General features: G+C 65.5%; 15 protein-coding genes. 6 read left to right on the forward strand and 9 right to left on the reverse strand.

Features of this window, described 5'->3' with window-relative positions:
• Positions 1-87: 87 nt before the first annotated feature.
• Entirely contained in the window at positions 88-537 is a 450-nt protein-coding gene (locus tag KSS94_RS05695) for a ubiquitin-conjugating enzyme E2 (RefSeq protein WP_217842061.1), read from the forward strand.
• Between the two features lie 54 nt (positions 538-591).
• Here the strand turns inward: KSS94_RS05695 and KSS94_RS05700 are convergent, their stop codons facing one another.
• From KSS94_RS05700 to KSS94_RS05710, 3 genes are all read right to left on the reverse strand, one after another.
• The gene (locus KSS94_RS05700; RefSeq protein WP_217842062.1) at positions 592-3,003 is read right to left on the reverse strand and encodes a glucose/quinate/shikimate family membrane-bound PQQ-dependent dehydrogenase; all 2,412 of its coding nucleotides are present in this window, start codon (positions 3,001-3,003) and stop codon (positions 592-594) included.
• A gap of 31 nt (positions 3,004-3,034) precedes the next feature.
• The gene (locus KSS94_RS05705) at positions 3,035-4,369 is read right to left on the reverse strand and encodes a carbohydrate porin (RefSeq protein ID WP_217842063.1); all 1,335 of its coding nucleotides are present in this window, start codon (positions 4,367-4,369) and stop codon (positions 3,035-3,037) included.
• Positions 4,370-4,748: 379 nt separating this feature from the next.
• Complete coding sequence (locus tag KSS94_RS05710) at positions 4,749-6,755, reverse strand: TonB-dependent receptor (protein WP_217842064.1); 2,007 nt, start codon at positions 6,753-6,755, stop codon at positions 4,749-4,751.
• Positions 6,756-7,065: 310 nt separating this feature from the next.
• Here KSS94_RS05710 and KSS94_RS05715 point away from each other — a divergent pair, with 310 nt between their 5' ends.
• Positions 7,066-7,287: a VF530 family protein gene (locus KSS94_RS05715; RefSeq protein WP_217842065.1), complete on the forward strand. Its 222-nt coding sequence runs from the start codon at positions 7,066-7,068 to the stop codon at positions 7,285-7,287.
• Positions 7,287-7,916 (forward strand): Pr6Pr family membrane protein, encoded by a 630-nt coding sequence (locus tag KSS94_RS05720; RefSeq protein WP_217842066.1) that lies wholly within the window; start codon positions 7,287-7,289, stop codon positions 7,914-7,916. The genes KSS94_RS05715 and KSS94_RS05720 overlap by 1 nt, the downstream gene beginning before the upstream one ends.
• A 189-nt stretch (positions 7,917-8,105) precedes the next feature.
• On the opposite strand, the gene KSS94_RS05725 is transcribed toward KSS94_RS05720, so the two are convergent.
• The 4 genes from KSS94_RS05725 to KSS94_RS05740 form a co-directional block, all read right to left on the reverse strand.
• A complete protein-coding gene (locus tag KSS94_RS05725; RefSeq protein WP_217842067.1) occupies positions 8,106-8,867 on the reverse strand; it encodes a siderophore-interacting protein in 762 nt (253 codons plus the stop codon).
• Positions 8,864-9,391, reverse strand: coding sequence for a PadR family transcriptional regulator (locus KSS94_RS05730; protein WP_217842068.1), 528 nt, complete (start codon positions 9,389-9,391; stop codon positions 8,864-8,866). The genes KSS94_RS05725 and KSS94_RS05730 overlap by 4 nt, the downstream gene beginning before the upstream one ends.
• Positions 9,392-9,479: 88 nt before the next feature.
• Positions 9,480-12,626, reverse strand: a complete 3,147-nt coding sequence (locus KSS94_RS05735; protein WP_217842069.1) for a transglycosylase domain-containing protein — start codon at positions 12,624-12,626, stop codon at positions 9,480-9,482.
• A gap of 203 nt (positions 12,627-12,829) precedes the next feature.
• Positions 12,830-14,449, reverse strand: a complete 1,620-nt coding sequence (locus KSS94_RS05740) for an FMN-binding glutamate synthase family protein (protein WP_217842070.1) — start codon at positions 14,447-14,449, stop codon at positions 12,830-12,832.
• 183 nt (positions 14,450-14,632) lie between these two features.
• Between KSS94_RS05740 and KSS94_RS05745 the strand changes: the two genes are divergently transcribed.
• Together KSS94_RS05745 and KSS94_RS05750 are read left to right on the forward strand one after the other, a co-directional pair.
• On the forward strand, positions 14,633-14,887 hold the full coding sequence (locus tag KSS94_RS05745; protein WP_217842071.1) for a type B 50S ribosomal protein L31: 255 nt from the start codon (positions 14,633-14,635) through the stop codon (positions 14,885-14,887).
• A 104-nt stretch (positions 14,888-14,991) separates the two neighbouring features.
• Entirely contained in the window at positions 14,992-15,405 is a 414-nt protein-coding gene (locus KSS94_RS05750) for an NUDIX hydrolase (RefSeq protein WP_217842072.1), read from the forward strand.
• On the opposite strand, the gene metR is transcribed toward KSS94_RS05750, so the two are convergent.
• Positions 15,389-16,306: a transcriptional regulator MetR gene (gene metR, locus KSS94_RS05755; RefSeq protein ID WP_060512723.1), complete on the reverse strand. Its 918-nt coding sequence runs from the start codon at positions 16,304-16,306 to the stop codon at positions 15,389-15,391. The two genes, KSS94_RS05750 and metR, sit on opposite strands and share 17 nt — an antisense overlap.
• Before the next feature lie 198 nt (positions 16,307-16,504).
• On the opposite strand from metR, the gene KSS94_RS05760 reads away from it, so the two are divergent.
• A complete protein-coding gene (locus tag KSS94_RS05760; RefSeq protein WP_217842073.1) occupies positions 16,505-17,500 on the forward strand; it encodes an alpha/beta fold hydrolase in 996 nt (331 codons plus the stop codon).
• Positions 17,501-17,675: 175 nt separating this feature from the next.
• Here KSS94_RS05760 and KSS94_RS05765 read toward each other — a convergent pair whose 3' ends face one another.
• On the reverse strand, positions 17,676-18,011 hold the full coding sequence (locus KSS94_RS05765) for a GlpM family protein (protein ID WP_217842074.1): 336 nt from the start codon (positions 18,009-18,011) through the stop codon (positions 17,676-17,678).
• Between the last annotated feature and the right edge of the window lie 14 nt (positions 18,012-18,025).

Below are 18,025 nucleotides of genomic sequence, written 5' to 3' on the forward strand. Positions count from 1 at the left end.
TGCAGGTTTCAATGGCCGGCGGATGAACGATCTGTCACTGTCGCGGCGGCGAAGTTGTGCTCCACCCAACCGGATACGAGGCTGCCGATGGCGACGTTGCAAAGGATTCGAAAAGAGCTGGAACTGATGGTCAAGGACCCGCCGGCGGGGTGTTCGGCAGGGCCGTTCGCAGATGGCGAGCTGTTCGTGTGGAAGGCTTCGATCATGGGGCCGTCGGCGACGCCCTACGAGCAAGGGGTGTTCTTGCTGGAACTGGTTTTCCCGCAGGATTACCCGTTATCGGCGTTGCAGGTGAAGTTCCAGACCCGTATCTACCACCCCAATATTGGCAGCGGCGGGGAGGTGGGGCTGGATATTCTCGGTGACAACTGGTCACCGGCGCTGACCGTGGGCAAGGTGCTGTTGAGCATCATGTCGCTGTTGAGCGACCCCAACCCGGAGCCTGCGTTGCAGCCGCAGATTGCCGAGCAGTGGTTGCGCAATCGCAAGGCGTTCGATGACACCGCCAGGCAGTGGACCCGGCAGTACGCCATGTGACGGGTGCGGGGTGAATGGCACCGGCGTGGCCGGTGCCATTTACCCAGGTGCAGGTTATTCGCCCAATTTGTAGGCAATGATGTAGTCACCCATCTTGGTACCCAGCGAGCCGTGCCCACCAGCGACGATCAGCACGTACTGCTTGCCGTCCTTGCCGGTGTAGGTCATTGGCGTGGCCTGGCCGCCAGCCGGCAGGCGGGCGCTCCACAGCTGCTTGCCGTTGCTCACGTCATAGGCGCGCAGGTACTGGTCGAGGGTGCCGCTGAGGAAGCCCACGCCACCGGCCGTGACGATCGAGCCGCCCATGCTCGGCACACCGACCGGCAGGCCGATCGGCACCGGGGTGCTGTCGCGGGTGGTGCCGTTCTTGTACTTCCACACCACCTTGTTGGTGAACAGGTCGATCGCCGCCACATAGCCCCAGGCCGGAGCCTGGCAAGGCACGCCCAGCGGCGACATGAACGGGTGCATGGTCACCGCGTACGGTGCGCCGGTGTTCGGCTGCACGCCGCTGGTTTCGCTTTCGCGCTTGCTGCCGGCGGCCACTTGCTCACGCGGCACCATCTTCGATACGAAGGCCATGTAGTTGGGCGAGGTGAACAGCAGCTGGCGCACCGGGTCGACCGACACGCTGCCCCAGTTGAACACACCGACGTTGCCCGGGTAGACCAGCGTGCCCTGCTCGGACGGCGGGGTGTACTGGCCTTCGTAGCGCAGCTCGCGGAACTGGATGCGGCAGAGCATCTGGTCGAACGGCGTGGCGCCCCACATGGCCTGTTCGGTCAGTTCCGGGCCGAGCAGGTTGAGGTCGGAGCGGGCCTGGGTCGGCGCGGTGCGGTCACCCTTGACCGCGCCTTGCGGTACCGGGATTTCGCGAATCGGCACAATCGGCGTACCGTCGCGGCGGTCGAGCACGTACAGGCTGCCCTGCTTGGTCGGCACGATCACCGCAGGTTTTACCCCGTCGTCGGTCTTCAGGTGTACCAGGGTCGGCTGGCTGCCGACGTCCATGTCCCAGAGGTCGTGGTGGGTGAACTGGTAGTTCCAGCGCGCCTTGCCGGTGGCCAGGTCCAGGGCGACGATGCCGGCGCTGTACTTCTCGGCGCCCGGGGTGCGGTCGGCGCCCCACTGGTCAGGGGTCTGGTTGCCCAGCGGCAGGTAGACCATGCCCAGCTCTTCATCGACGCTGGCCAGCGACCACATGTTGGCCGAGTTGCGGCTGTAGAACTTGCCGTCGGCCAAGGGCTTGGTGTCGTCGGGGTTGTTGCTGTCCCAGTTCCACACCAGGCGGCCGTCGTGCACGTCATAGGCGCGGATCACCCCGGACGGCTCGTTGGTCGACTCGTTGTCGGTGACGTGGCCGCCGATGATCACCAGCTCGCGGGTGATCGCCGCCGGCGAGGTGGAGTAGTAGCCACCGGCGGTGAACGGGCCGATGCCGCGGGTCAGGTCGATCTGGCCCTGGTTGGCGAAGCCTTCGCAGACCTTGCCGTTGTCGGCGTTGATGGCGATCAGGCGGGCATCGGCGGTAGGCAGGTAGAGGCGGCGCGGGCAGGCCTGGGCCACGGCCTGGCCGGCGTCGCTGATTTTCGGTGCCGGGCTGCCGTCACGGCTGAGGTAGCTGTTCTCGTCGTAGTACGAGACGCCGCGGCAGGTCATGTGGGCAAAACCCTTGAAGGTCTTGGTGGGGCTGGTGATCTGCGGGTCGTAGCGCCAGATCTCGGCGCCGCTGTCCGGGTCCAGGGCCAGCACCCGGCCATGCGGTGTGCAGGCATAGAGCATGCCGTTGGCCTTGAGCGGGGTGTTTTCGTTGGTCAGTTCCAGCGGGTCGTTGTCGGTGGGCAGGTCACCGGTGCGGATGCGCCAGGCTTCGGTGAGCTGGTAGGCGTTCTGCGGGGTGATCTGGCGCAGCGGCGAGTAGCGGTCGCCGTGCTCGCTGCGCCCGTACGCCTGCCAGTCGCCGTCAGGCATGGCCGGTGCGGCGCTGGCCATCTCGCTGCTGTCGCGGGTGAAGTGGCCGCGGATCTCGCCCGGGTGGGTGAACTGGCTGGCCACGGCGGTGGCGCCGGAGGCCACCACGGCAACGCTCAGCAGCGCGGTGTTGAGCTTGGCGGCCGGCCCGAACAGCGGGCGGCGCGCCCAGGGCAGCAGCAGCACCACGCCGATGGCGAACCAGATGGCCAGGCGCGGCACCAGTTGCCACCAGTCCAGGCCCACTTCCAGCAGGGCCCAGACGGTGCTGGCCAGCAGCACTACGGCGTACAGGCCCAGGGCGATGCGGCGCATGGCCAGCAGCAGGATGCCCGACAGGGCAAAGCCGATACCGGCGATCAGGTAGTAGAGCGAGCCGCCCAGCTGGCTCAGCTTGATGCCGCCGGCCACCAGGGCCAGGCCCATCAGCAACAGCAGCACGCCCATCAGGCGGGGTAGCCAGCGGGTTCCAGTCTTGGCACTTTCGGTGCTCATCAAAGGTTCTCCGTATGTGTGAAAAGTCAGGTCAGAAGCTGCTTTGGATCTTCAGGCCGCCGATCAACGCGTCGTCGACCCGCGACACCCCGCCCGGGTGGCGGATGTACTGCAGGTTCGGGCGCACGGTGAGCCAGTCGGCCAGGTGAATGCCGTAATAAAGTTCGGCGCTGTACTCGGTGTCCTGCACGGGCAGGTAGCCGGGGTTGTCGTAGTCGTCCAGGCCGGCGGCCTGGTTGATGAGGCGGGCGTTCTTGCGGTAGCCGGGGTTGACGTGCACGCGGGCCAGGGCGAAACCGATGTCGTCCTTGGCGCGGGCATCGAAGGGGCCCTTGTAAAGCAAACCTGCCTGTACATAGTTGTCGATGGCATTGGTCTTCTTGTCGTGCACCGTGGCGTTGGCGAACAGGCTCAGGCCGCGGGACTGGTCGGACGCCTGCGCGGTCACCTGCTGCTGGGCACCGAGCCACAGGCCATGCTTGCTCGAACTGCTGCGATAAGCTGCGCCGCTGATGGCGGCAGGCTGGCCGTTGCGGTCCTTGAGCACATCCTGAGCCTTGGCATTACTGTAGTAGTAGCCGGCGCGATATTCCCCTTTCAGGCCAAATACCTGCGGGCTCCACACCAGTTCCACCGGCATGACCGCGCCTTGGGTGCCGCTGGCGCTGAGCTTGAAGCCGTTGCCCGACTCAAGGTTGGAGGGATTCTGCTCGAATACGCCAACCTGGGCGTAGAGCTGATCGTTCAGGTTGTAGCGCACCCGCAGCGCCCATTGGCTGACCGGCCAGTTGTACCAGATGCCGCCGACCCAGTTGCCCACCTGCGAGCCGCAGAAGGCCAGGTTCTGGAAGTCGCAGGGGAAGCTGTTGAAGTCCTCGCCTTCGCCGAAGCGGCCGACTTTTACATCCAGCGCGCCGTCGAAGTACTTCTGCTTGACCCACATCTGCGTCAGCCGCCAGGTTTCGCCGCGGCCCCAGACTTCCTGGGCCGAGGTGAAGCCGCCGACCCGCGGGTCGTTGATGCGGTCGTTGCTGATGTTGTCGCCGTGGCGCTCGGTGACGGTGAGCTGGAACTCGGCGGCCTGCCAGCCGAGGATCTTTTCAAGGTCCATGTGCGCGCCCAGGGTGAACTGGTCGCTGTAGCGCGCGGCGCGGTCGTGGCTGTAGCCGCCGTGCAGGTTGCTGCCCATTTCGCCGGTGTAGCCGAGGGTGAAGTCGTAGCCTTTTTCCAACAGTTCGGTGCGGGTACCGCCCCAGTCGCCGAGCATCCAGGGTGAGTCCTTGGCGAACAGTTCGCCGGCGCTGGTGGTGAAGGGCAGGGGGCCGAGCAGGGCGGCGAGGGCTAGGTGACGAACGTTGACGGGCATGAGATAGCGCTATCTTTTGATTATTGAGAAAACGGCAAACGCATCGAAGCGTGGGGGCTTCGAGGGAAATGGCAGTCAAGGAGTGCGGGTGAAGCGTTTCAGCTTGCGACCGGGAGGATATAGGGGAATTTGTAAGAAAAAAAGACAAATTGTCGCAGGGGGTTGTTGCTGAGCAGGTAATAGTCGAGTCGTTTGCAGCGAACCGACGTCGAGGTGTGGGAAGCGGCCTTGTGTCGCGATGGGCCGCAACGCGGCCTCCGATCACCGGTATCGCGCTGATCATTCTGGGGCCGATGTGCGGCCCATCGCGACACAAGGCCGCTTCCCACCGGGCGCGTCAGTTTTGCAAATTGCGCAAGGCAGGCTTGCGGTCAATGAATCAGAACGTGGTGCGCAACCCCACCTCGACACTGCGCCCCGGCGCCGGTGCAATATCCCGCAGGATGGAGCTGGCATAGCGCACGGTCTGGTCGGTCAGGTTCTCGCCACGCACGAACGCCAGCCACTCGCTTTTACCGATATCGAAGCGATAACTCACGCTCGCACCCAGGGTGGTGTAGCCGTCGGTGCTGGTCTCGTTGCTCGGCTTGCGGTGCTGCGAGGATGCATGCTGCACGTCCACCCGCGCTTGCCAGCGGTCCAGCTCCCACACCAGCCCGCTGGTCAGGCGCAGCGGGGCGATGCGCGGCAGCGGCTCGCCGCTGTCGAGGTTCTTGGCCCGGGTGTAATCACCCGAAAGCTCCAGGGCGAAGCTGCCGTACTGGTTTTTCAGCAGTTGCCAGCGGTCCTGGGCCTCGACCCCGTAGAAGCGTGCCCGCACGCCCTGGTAGAGCAGCTCGGGGAACTCGTCGCCCTCGTCGGTCAGGTGCGTGTTGCCGCTGTCGATCAGGCCGATGTAGTTGCGAAAGTGGCTGTAGAACACCCCCACGCTGCCTTTGTGGGTGCCGTTGTCGAAGCGCAGGGCCAGGTCGGCGGAAATCGCCTTTTCCTTGTTCAGGCTGGCATCACCCACCTCGTAGGCGCCGGTGGCGATGTGGGCGCCGTTGGCGTACAGCTCGTAGAAGGTCGGTGCGCGCTCGGTGTAGCCCAGGCTTACGGCCAGAGCCCACACCGGGTCCAGCTGGTAGACCGCGCCCGAGCTCAGGCTGAAGGCGTTGAAGTTGCTGGTGCTGTCGGCGGCGGCGAAGGTGTCGTTGCCTTTGGCATCCGGCTCGATGCGGGTGTGCTCCAGGCGTGCGCCCAGGCTCAGGTTCAGGCGCTCGGTGGCTTGCCATTGCTCGAGCATGAACAGCGCCAGGCTGTCGGTATCGCTTTGCGGTACGAAGGCCTCTTCGCCCAGGGCGGAGAATTCGTTGCGGTTGAGCTGCACGCCAACCACCCCCTCCAGCGGGCCGAGCGGCTGGTGGCGCGCTTCGATGCGGGCTTCGTAGCCCTTGTTCTTGAACGTGGTGCCCACCTCGCCGTCTTCGATTTCGCGGTGTTCGTAGTCGGTGTAGCCGGCATCGAGCTTGACCGAGGTGAACGGCCCGTCGAGGTCGCGCAGCTCGGAGGCGAAGGCGTAGTGGTCCTGTGTCATGTCCAGGCGCACGCCGCTTTCGGCCACCGAGCCGTAGTTGCTGTCGTAGCGGCTGTAGGACAGGCCGGCATAGCCGTGATCCCAGTGGTACGAAGCGCCGATGGCGCCGCCGTCCTGGCGCCCGTCGCTGTTCTCCAGGCGGTGCTTGCTGCCGGGCTCGTCGGCGTCGCGCACCTTCGGGCTGCGGGCATAGCCCGGGATGCGCAGGTCGTTGAACGAGCGGCTGCTGGCGTCCAGGTGCAGGGCGAATTCGCCGTTGCCGGCTTCGAGCTTGCCGGCGCTGCTGCGGGTGGTGTCGGCGCCGCCGTAGCGCAGCTCGCCGGCACCATGGATGCCGTCGATGGGCGAGTCGGGGATGCGGTTGTCGAAGGTGTTGACCACCCCGCCGATGGCGTTGCCGCCGTACAGCAGCGCGGCGGGGCCGCGAACGATCTCGACCCGGTCGACGTTGATCGGGTCCAGCGGCACGGCGTGGTCGTAGGACAGCGACGAAGCGTCCAGGGCACCGACGCCGTTGCGCAGGATACGGATGCGATCGCCGTCCAGGCCACGGATCACCGGGCGGCTGGCGCCGGGGCCGAACCAGGTGGAGGCGACGCCGGGTTGCTTGTTGAGGGTTTCACCCAGGCTGCCGTGCTGCTGCAGCAGCAAATCGTTGCCTTCGAGCACGGTGCTCGGGGCGGCCAGTTGGGCGTTGCCCAGCGGGTTGGCGGTGATCACCTGGGGTTGCAGTTCCACGGCCTGGCTGGGGGATGAGGCCAGCCAAAGGGCGGCGGCGAGGGGCGTGAGGCGCAGGGGGATGTGACGCATGGGGGCGTGGCGTTCCTTGGCAGACTTTATGTGTTGTTACAATATAACATCACTATTTCAGCACAAGCTGTTTGGCGCTGGCCAGTGTTTTGTGGCACGACGCGGTCCCCTGTAGGAGCGGCCTTGTGTCGCGAAAGGGCTGCGCAGCGGCCCTGGGATCTTGGCTACGGCACACATCGCCGGGGCTGCTTCGCGCCCCTTTCGCGACACAAGGCCGCTCCTACAGGGCGAGGCAGCAGTGCCCGCAGGCACTGCACCGGCCCACTACACTCGTGTAATGTGCGCACCTTCCCGAACCTGGAGCACTGGCATGAGCACGGCCCAACACAACGCGCTGCACGGCAAGACCCTCGAGCAGATCCTCACCGAGCTGGTGGCGCACTACCAATGGCAGGGCCTGGCCGAGCGCGTTGACATCCGCTGCTTCAAGAGCGACCCGACCATCAAGTCGAGCCTGACCTTCCTGCGCAAGACGCCCTGGGCTCGGGAGAAGGTCGAGCAGCTGTACGTGAAGCTGCAGCGCAAAAGCTGATGCCGCACCGCCCCTGGCTGACCCTGGCCGCCGTGCTCGGTTGGGCGGGGCTGGCGGTGCAGCTGTACCTGGTGCTGCTGGCGCGCTGGCAGGAGCAGGCCAGCCTGATCGGCGGGCTGGTCAACCTGTCCTGCTATTTCACCGTGCTCAGCAACACCCTGGTGGCCACGGTGCTCAGCCACGCCGCGTTTGGCCGTGAGTCGGCGGCGCGGCGCTGGTTCTTGTCAGCACCGGTCAGCAGCTGCATCTGCGCCAGTATCGTGTTGGTGGGGCTGGGGTACAGCGTGCTGCTGCGCCATTTGTGGCAGCCCGAGGGCTGGCAATGGCTGGCGGATGAACTGCTGCACGACGTGATGCCGGTTGTGTTTGCACTTTACTGGTGGTTCGAGGTGCCCAAGGGGCGCCTGCGCCTGTGGCACCTGGCGGTCTGGGCGTTGTACCCGGCGTTGTACTTTGCCTTTGTGCTGCTGCGCGGGCATGAGATCGGGGTGTACCCGTACCCGTTCGTGGATGTGGCGCAGTTGGAGTATGGGCAGGTGATGCTCAATGCCCTGGGGGTGCTGGCGGGGTTCTGGGGGATCGGGCTGGTGTTGCTGGGGTTGGATCGGTGGCGGGGGCGTACGAGCTAGGTTGAGTACGGGAGCAACTGCCTTGCTCCATTTCTGAAAGCTGGGGCGCTCCTTGTGGGAAGCGGCCTTGTGTCGCGATGGGCTGCGCAGCAGCCCCGGCGATTTCACATGAGGTCGAGATCCTGGGGCTGCTGCGCAGCCCATCGCGACACAAGGCCGCTCCCACAGGGGCATCCGCAGGGCTGGAATTTATTCGTCGTCGGCAGTGCCATCCGCCCGCCAGTAGGCGGCAGCCTTCAGCGCATCTTCCTGCACGCCCTTTTCCAGCAGCAACGTCTTGGCCTGGCGGGTCAGCGACTTTTCCAGCGCCACCCAGCTGTACAGCCGGCCCTCGGGCAGGGCCAGGTGCTGCACTACGCCCAGCAAATCCTGCTCATGCCGGCGTACCCAGATCACCTCGACCTGCGCCTGGCTCGCCAGCCCCTGGCGCTCCTGCTCGTCCTCCACCTGGATCACCGCCAGCACTTTGCGGCCCGCTGGCAATTCTTCAAGGCGCCTGGCGATGGCCGGGATTGCCGTTTCGTCACCGATCAGCAAGTAGCTGTCGAAGATGTCCGGCACCACCATCGAGGCCCGCGGGCCTGCGATGTTCAGGGCCTGGCCCGGCGCTGCCTGGGCTGCCCAGGTAGAGGCGGGGCCGTCGCCGTGCAGGACGAAGTCGATGTCCAGCTCCAGGTTGACCAGGTCGATACGCCGCGGCGTGTACTCGCGCATGGTCGGCCGGGCGCCGCCGTCACGGCCCAGGTTACGGGCATCGATGGCGTGTTGCTGCTCTGGCGTGGTGGCGAACAGCAGCTTGATGTGGTCGTCCGTGCCCAGGCTGGTGAAACCGGCCAGCTCGGCGCCGCCGAGGGTGATGCGGCGCATGCGCGGGGTCAGGTCGGTGACCTTCAGCACCACCAGCCGGCGCTGGCGGATCTCGTGGTTGACGCGATGGATGGAGTCGCTCATGGGGTGTTCTCCGTGGTGGTCGACCCTGCGGCAATGGCCTTGGCGGTGTCGTTGAGCAGGGTGCGTACCCGCTCGATCTCGTCGGGCGTCCAGCGGCCGCTGTGCATGTGCAGGGCATGGCGCAGGTTGCCGACGGCTTCGTGGATCTCTGGCGGGCGGTCGTGGCCGCGCAGGGCGCGTTTGCTCACCTCGATGCGCATGCGCACGCCGTCCAGGGCCACGGCCTGTTCGGCCAATGCCGTGCGGCCGGCGTCGGTGATGGCGTACAGGCGCTTGCTGCCCTGCACCTGGCCGCCGATCAGCTCGGCTTCTTCGAGGTAGTTGAGGGTTGGGTAGATCACCCCGGGGCTCGGGCTGTAGCTGCCATCGAAGAGGTTTTCGATCTGGCGGATCAGGTCATAGCCGTGGCCGGGCTGGTCGGCCAGCATCGACAAGATCAGTAATTTGAGGTCGCCCGGGGCGAATACCCGCGGGCCGCGCTCGCCCCGGCCGGGGCGGCGTTCGAAAGGGTCGTGGTCGCGCATGGTGCGGGGCTCCGTCTGTTTAGATATATCGCAAGATATTACTCAAGATATATCTAAAGACAAGCCTGCAAATGCCGATGATTATCATCTAATCGGCTGATAAGTCGTGCCCGCCCACCGGCACCATGGCCATTTCCGGTGCCTTGCAGGCGTTGGGGTTGCCGGGCTCCAGGTACGGCATGAGGATCGGCGCCATGCCCTTGAGCACCTGCACCGGCAACGCCGAGGTGAAGGTGAAGGCCTCGGCCGAACGCCCGGAGACGAACGCGGTGAGGGTGCCGAAGTGGTTGTCGCCCAGGTAGAACACGAAGGTGGCGGTGCGGTTCAGCGAGCGCGAGCCGATCAGCCGGCCGCCGGCACCGAAGCTTTCGATGCGGTTATCGCCGGTGCCGGTCTTGCCGCCCATCACCAGCGGCGTGCCGTCGTGCAGTTTGAAGCTGCCCGAGATGCGTCGCGCGGTACCTGCGTCGACCACCTGCGACATGGCGCCCTTGAGCGCCCGCGCCACTTCCACCGGGAGGATGCGCTGGCCGCGGTCCGGGTCGCTGATCAGTTGCGTCTCGAACGGCGTGCCCTGGGCGAAGTGCAGGGTATCGATGCGCAGGGTGGGCAGGCGCACGCCGTCGTTCTGGATGATCCCCACCAGCTCGGACAGCGCCGCCGGGCGGTCACCCGAGCTGCCGATGGCGGTGGCAAGCGACGGCACCAGATGGTCGAACGGGTAGCCCACGCGCTTCCAGCGCGCATGAATATCGGTGAAGGCCTCGATCTCGACCATGGTGCGGATGCGGCTGTCGCGGGCGCCCTGGTGGCGGCTCTTGAACAGCCAGCCGTACACCTCCTGGCGTTCGAAGCGGCTGGCGTTGAGGGTGTCTTTCAGCGAGGCACCGGGGTTTTTCAGCAGGTAGCCGAGCATCCACAAATCCAGCGGGTGCACCTTGGCGATGAAGCCCTGGTCGGGCAGGTCGAACTTGCCCGGGCCGTAGGCCTCGTACATTTCCACCAGGCGGCTGTCGGTGAGCTTGGCCATCGCCTGCTTGTCGCCTTTGCTGTGGGCGCGCACAAAGCTGTTGAAGGTCTCCTGCCCGGCTTCGGGGAACAGGTAGCGGTGCACCGCGGCCAGGCGCTGCGGAGTTACCCGCAGGCTGTCGAGGAAGGTGTCCAGGCGCTGCTGCGAGGTCTTGCGCTGGTACTTCTTCCAGAAACGCATCATGTAGTTGGTGCCTTCGCGGTCGGCGAAGCGCGCCAGGTATTCCTGGCGGCGCGGGTCGGCGTCGTCGCGCAGCAGCGGCTCGCGGTTGTAGGGCTGCTGGTAGGTGACGTAACGCACGATGTCGCGCATCAGGCGGATGAACGGCAGGTTGATCGACTCGCGCAGGGCGTCCTTGAGCGTGGGGTTGCGGCTGTTGTCTTCCTTGCGGAAGTTGTTGAACACATGCATGCCGCCACCGGTGAAGAACGCCTCGCCGGTATTGGCCGAGTACTTGCGCTCCAATGCGGCGTCGAGCATGGCGTCCAGGCTTTGGTTCTTGCTGTTCTGCATCAGCCATTCCAGCGACCACTGGCTGATGCGGTCGAGGTCGGCCACCGGCACCTTCTTAAGCTCTGCAGGTGGCTTGCCGGCGTACTTGTCGTGCAGCTCGGCGATGATCTCAAGGTAGGTGGTGAGCACCCGCAGCTTGGCGGTGGAGCCCAGCTCCAGTTTGCTGCCTTCGTTGATGTCGAACGGCTGGTCGGTGCTGTCGGTCTGCACCCGCACCCGCGAGCCGTCGGCGGTGCGCTCGAACAAGGTGAAGCTGTAGCTCACCTGGTCGGTGGTCTTGCTGGTCAGCAGGCGTTCGCCGATCAGCCCCAGTTGCGCGGCAAACGCTGGGTCGGCGAGGTTTTTCAGGTACTGGCTGACCTGCACCTGCAGGTCGGCCTGCAGGGTGCTGGTGGCCGACAGGTCGAGGCGGTCGAGGTCGTACAGCGGGCGGTTGAGCATCGCTGCCAGGCGGTTGCGGGCCAGGCTGATGCCCTTGTTGGTGATGATCGGCACGATGGTCGGCTGGGCCACCCAGTCGCGGTACACCGCCTTGCTGGCCAGGGCTGCGTTGGCCAGTGGCTGGTCGATAATACCGTTGGCGGCCAGCACGCGGATGTGCGAGTCGGTGAGGTTGGCCAGCTCGATGCGCCCCTTGGACAGGTAATGCGAAGGCCGGCGCTGGGCGATCATCAGCGACAGCACCTGACGCAACGCCAGGCCGCGCTCGGCCAGGCTCTTGTCGTCGGTGGCGGTAGAATTGAGCGCCTGGTTGACCTGATCGAAGTCGGCGCCATACCACACCCGCAGGCCTTCGGCCATGCCGTGCACTTCGCCGTGGCCCGGTACTGCCGAGAGCGGCACGCTGTTGAGGTAGTCGCGCACGATGCGCTCACGGGCCTCGGTGGTGTCCGGGCCGCCCTGGTAGGCGCGCACGCTGGCCGAGATCATCTGGCGGATTTTCTCGGCGCCAGACACTGTCAGCCCGTCCGGTGAATGGCGGTATTTCTCGAGCTGGGTGGCCAGGGTGCTGCCGCCGGCCGACTGGCCGGGCAGGGCCAGGTACTTGGCCACCTGGCTGTAGGCCGCCTTGGCAAAGCGCGGCCAGTCCACCGCCGGGTTGTTCTGCGGGTCCTTCGGGTCGAGCAGTTCGCGGTTTTCGATAAACAGAAGGCTGTTGACCATCACCGGCGGAATGGCCGCGAAGTTGGGATACAGGTGCTGCGGGTAGTTGTACTGGTACAGGGTGTCGCCACGGCAGTCGGTAATCGACAACCCGGCCTGGATCTTCTCGACATAGGGTACGAACAGGCCGTGGTCGACGTAGTTCATCAACGCCGGCGAGAAGCGCACCTGCTGGTTGATCAGGTAGTCGCGCTTGAGCAGGCGCGGCAGGAATTCGCCCAGGGCGCTGTAGCCCAGGCGCTTGTCGAACGGGCCGGCGCCGGGGTAGACGATGGCATCGCTCGGGCCGGGTTGCAGGCTGTAGGTGAGGGTGCTGGCCAGGCGGCTGAATTCGCGCGATTGCAGGCGCGAGGTCTGGATTTCCTGCCAGACGGCGTAGCCCACGGCGACTATGGCCAGTAACAGCACCAGCAGGATCAGCCGCCACCACAGGCGGCGCTGGCGGGGAGTCTTTGGCGTGGGGTCTTCAGCCTGGGGTGCTTTGGGTGCTTCCGTTCTGGTTGGTTCCGATTGCCACAGTGCGCCCATAGTCTTGAGTCCGGCCAGGTACTTTTCGTCTTGCTTGCCTGAAGCTTAGACGGTGGCAGGGTTCGGTGAAAAAATTGTGGGAAACGTCCGAAAATGAAAGCCCCCCTGTAGGAGCCGGCTTGCCGGCGATGGCGTCTGCAGGAGCAGCGCCTTTGCCTGGAGGGCCTCATCGCCGGCAAGCCGGCTCCTGCAGGGGCAGGCCGTCAGGCCGCCACTTCGCTGTGCGGCTCGAAACTGTCGGCCCGGGCCAGTTGCCACATGCGCGAATAGAACTGCCCGTTGACCTCGCCGGTCAGCAACTCGCCGGGTTTGAGGAACACGTGCATCTGCGAGAACAGCTTGATCTCGGTGGCCGAAATGCGCCGCACCAGGTGCTTGGCCTCCAGCTGCGCCGGGTGCTCCAGCCCTGCGGCGGCGAGCATTTCGGCCAGCGCCTTGAGGGTGTTGTGGTGGAAGTTGAGCACCCGCTGGGCCTTGTCCGGCACCACCAGCGCGCGCTGGCGCAGGGCATCCTGGGTGGCAACGCCAGTGGGGCACTTGTTGGTGTGGCAGCTCTGCGACTGGATGCAGCCAATGGCGAACATGAAACCGCGCGCCGAGTTGGCCCAGTCGGCGCCGATGGCCAGCACGCTGGCGATGTCGAAGGCGCTGACGATCTTGCCGCTGGCCCCCAGCTTGATCTTGTCCCGCAGGTTCAGGCCCACCAGGGTGTTGTGCACGAACAGCAAGCCCTCGCGCAGCGGCACGCCGATGTGGTCGGTGAACTCCACCGGCGCTGCGCCAGTACCGCCTTCCTTGCCATCGACCACGATGAAGTCGGGGAGGATGCCGGTTTCCAGCATGGCCTTGGCAATGCCCATGAACTCCCACGGGTGGCCCAGGCAGAACTTGAAGCCCACCGGCTTGCCGCCAGACAGCTCGCGCAACTGGGCGATGAACTGCATCAGCTCGAGCGGGGTGGAGAAGGCGCTGTGGCGTGACGGCGAAATGCAGTCCTCGCCCATCAGGATGCCGCGGGTCTCGGCGATTTCCTGGGTAACCTTGTGCTTGGGCAGGATGCCGCCGTGGCCGGGCTTGGCGCCCTGGCTCATCTTGATCTCGATCATGCGCACCTGCGGGTTTTGCGCCTGGGCGGCAAAGCGCTCGGGGTCGAAGCGCCCGTCCGGGGTGCGGCAACCGAAGTAGCCGCTGCCCAGCTCCCAGGTCAGGTCGCCGCCGTGTTCGCGGTGGTAGGGGCTGATGCTGCCTTCGCCAGTGTCATGGGCGAAGTTGCCCAGCTTGGCGCCCTGGTTGAGGGCGCGAATGGCGTTGGCGCTGAGCGAGCCGAAGCTCATGGCCGAAATGTTGAAGATCGACGCCGAATACGGCTGGCGGCACTGCGGCCCGCCGACCACGATGCGGAAGCTGGACGGGTCGGCCAACGGCGCCGGGCGCATGGAGTGGCCGATGAACTCGAAGCCCGACTGGTACACGTCGATCAGGGTGCCGAAGGGTTTGTCCGAGGCTTCGTTCTTGGCCCGGGCGTACACCAGCGAACGCTGCGCGCGGGAGAAGGGCAGGGCATCACTGTCGGACTCGAGCAGGTACTGGCGAATCTCCGGGCGGATGCCCTCCACCAGGTAACGGATGTTGCCCAGGATCGGGTAGTTGCGGCGCACCGCGTGGCGTTGCTGCAGCAGGTCGAACAGGCCGATCAGGCTGAGCACGCCGGTGGTCAGGGTGAATGGCCACAGCCACTCGTGGTGGAGGAACGGCAGGCTGGCCAGGGTGAACAGCACACAAGCGGCGAAGAAGGCGTAGCGACTGAGAAGTGACAGGCTCATACGGGGTCCTTGCGAATGGCTCGGTCAGGCTCAGGGCCTGGAACAAACCCCGACCATAGCCCGGTTGGGCGGCGTTTCGCCAGCTTGCTGGGCAAGCGAAAAAATGAAAATGCACGTATCGAAAATCATTCTCGATTATTTATGTTATAAAGTAACGTAAATCGCCCCGAGGAGACCTTCGACATGAAAGCTGGCATTCACCCCGCCTACCGTACCGTGCTGTTTCACGACACTGCCGCCGATGCGTATTTTCTGATCGGCTCGACCGTGGACACCGACCGCACACAGGTGCACAGCGACGGCCAGACCTACCCCTACGTGGCGCTGGATGTATCCAGTGCCTCGCACCCGGTGTACACCGGGCAGCAGCGCAAGACCACCGTGGAAGGGCGGGTGGCAGGGTTCAACAAGCGCTTTGCCGGGTTTACCGGCAAGTAGCCCAAGACTATCGCGGGGCAAGCCCGCTCCCACGCCGGTCGATTTGCTGTGTGCGAGCGGGCTTGTCGGGTATCCTGCAGCCCTTTGAAAAACGCGAGCCCGTCATGCCCAAGACCATCCGTATCGCCGCCGCCCTGCTGATCGACGCGCAAGGCCGCACCCTGCTGGTACGCAAGCGCGGCACGCAAGCCTTCATGCAGCCCGGTGGCAAGATCGACGCCGGCGAAACGCCGGCCCAGGCCCTGGTGCGTGAGCTGCACGAAGAACTCGGCCTGCACTTGGACCCCGTTCAGGCCACTCACTTGGGCCGCTTCAGCGCACCGGCCGCCAATGAGCCGGGCTTTGAGGTGCAGGCCGAGCTGTTCCGGGTCGACTGCGACCAGGCCGTGGCCCCGGCCGCAGAAATCGAAGAAGTGCTATGGCTGGCGGCAGACGCAACCCCGGGCCTGGAACTGGCGCCGCTGACCCGCGACCTGATCCTGCCGCTGTGGCGCGAAACCCTCAACGCACCGCGCTGACCCCATCGAGGGTGGCGAACGAAGTATCCTTGGCGGTCAGCAGGAAATCGCGCATGTACGGCGCATCGAGCATGTCGGTGCGTACCGCCGCATAAAGCGTGGCGAACAGCCCCTTTTCGCCCAGGCGCTTGCCCTTCACATAGCCGCGCGAGCTGTACTCGTGCAGCGCCCAGTGCGGCATGCCGCACACGCCGCGCCCGCTGGCCACCAGCTGCATCATCATCACCGTCAGCTCAGAGGTGCGCACGGCGGCCGGCTCGATGTCGGCCGGTTCCAGGAAGCGGGTGAAGATATCCAGGCGGTCGCGCTCCACCGGGTAGGTGATCAAGGTCTGGTCGAGCAGGTCCTGGGGCACCATGTACGGTTTGCTGGCCAGCGGGTGCTGGTTGGCCACCGCCAGCATGGCCTCGTAGGTGAACAGCGGCACGTAGGTGATGCCGGCCAGGTCCAGCGGGTCGGAGGTCACCACCAGGTCGAGGTCGCCGCGGGCCAGTGCCGGCAGCGGGGCAAAGGCGAAGCCCGAGGCGAGGTCCAGCTCTACCTCCGGCCAGGCGTCGCGGAACTGGTCGATGGTCGGCATCAGCCACTGGAAGCAGCTGTGGCATTCGATGGCCATGTGCAGGCGCCCGGCAGTACCGCCGGCCAGGCGCGCGATGTCGCGTTCAGCGCCACGCAGCAGCGGCAGGGTGGCGTCGGCCAGTTGCAGCAGGCGCAGGCCGGCGCTGGTGAAGCGAATGGGTTTGGTCTTGCGCACGAAAAGCGGCAGGCCAAGGCGTTCTTCCAGCTCCTTGAACTGGTGCGACAGTGCCGACTGGGTCAGGTGCAGGCGCTCGGCGGCCTCCACCAGGCTGTCGGCCTCGCGCAGGGCATGAAGGGTTTTCAGGTGGCGGATTTCCAGCACAGCGGCTCCGTGAACAATATTTGACTAAAGGCAGGGTTGTGTTGAGTTTCGCTCATGTTGCCCCGGCCTGTCGACTGTGTGGTGGCGATGACCACTCGGCAAGGTTCATGAAACTGTCACGGTTTTGTGGCAGCGCGCCCGAATGTTTTTCATCAGACTCGCGCTCTACTGGGGATCTGCATTCTGGTGTTTCTTTTCATGCGGGCTTTACTACTTTTCTTCTTTTTTCTGGTCAGCGCGCCGGCAGCTTTCGCCGATGACCGCTGTAACCCTCACGTGCCGGTGCAACGTGCCGAGCTGGGTGAACTGAGCCTGGTCTACCAGAGCGTCGGCGCTGCGCGCGACCCTGCCTTGCTGCTGGTGATGGGGCTGGGCGGGCAGTTGATCCACTGGCCGGACGACGTGGTCGAAGCGCTGTGCCAGCAGGGCTTTCGGGTGATCCGCTATGACAACCGCGATGTCGGCCTGTCGCGCTGGAACCAACTGCCGGCCAGTGCCAACCTCACCATCGAGCTGGTGCGCTACAAGCTCGGCCTGCCGGTGTCGGCGCCTTATACCTTGACCGACATGGCCAACGACGGCGTGCGGCTTATGGATGCGCTGGAAATTCGCCAGTTCCACGTGCTGGGGGTGAGCATGGGCGGCATGATCGCCCAGCACATCGCGGCCATGGCGCCAGAGCGGGTGCGTAGCCTGACGCTGGTGATGTCCAGTTCGGGGGCCGCCGGGCTGCCGGCACCCAACCCTGCACTGGTGCAGTTGCTGGCCCGGCGCAGCGCGCCCAGCCGCGAGGTGGCCATCGAGCAGCAGGCCGACCTGTTGGCAGCCCTGGGTAGCCCGCAGGTGAAGGACGATCGCGCGGTGCTGTTGCAGCAGGCAGCGCTGGCCTATGACCGGGCGTTCAACCCCGAGGGGGTGAAACGCCAGATCATGGCGATATTGGCCGAGCCCAGCCGGGTGGAGCTGCTCAACCAGTTGCGTGTGCCAACGCTGGTGGTGCATGGCACCGCCGACCCGCTGCTGCCGGTGATGCACGGGGTGCACCTGGCGGCGCATATCCAAGGCAGCCAGCTGCGCTTGATACCGGGGTTGGCACACCGCTTCCAGGAGCCGTTCAAGCAGCCGCTGCTGGGGGCGGTGCTGCCCTACCTGCAGGCGCACCGCCAGGATGTGACCCATATCGCCGGGCTGTGAGCCCGAGCCCGAGCCTGCGCGCCGGGCTGTGGCCTCCTGTAGGAGCGGCCTTGTGCCGCGAAAGGGCTGCGAAGCAGCCCCGGCGATCTAGGATGATGCGACTATCCCGGGGCCGCTACGCGACCCTTTCGCGACACAAGGCCGCTCCTACAACGAGCGCGCCAGCCGATTCGGCTCAGTGCAACCGCACCCACAAGCTCACCAGCACCGTCGCGGCCATCAGCCAGGCTACCGTCGCCAGGGCCAGCGAGGCTTCCAGGCGCATACGGTCGACCAGCACATACAGGGTGGCCAGGTACACGAAGTACGGAATGATCGACCACATGCCAAACAGGATGGTGGTCTTCAGGTCCGCCAGCGAGCGGCCCTTGCCGACGATGTAGTGGGCGATCAGGGCGAAGGTCGGGAACAGTGGCACCAGCCCTGCGATGTAGTAGTTGCGGGTCTTCGACAGGATCGCCAGAAGCACCACCACGCCGGCGCCCAGCGCCGCTTTGAATACCAGGTCCACGTTGTCTTTCCAGG

This window comes from Pseudomonas fakonensis (assembly GCF_019139895.1).
Classification (GTDB): Bacteria; Pseudomonadota; Gammaproteobacteria; order Pseudomonadales; family Pseudomonadaceae; genus Aquipseudomonas; species Aquipseudomonas fakonensis.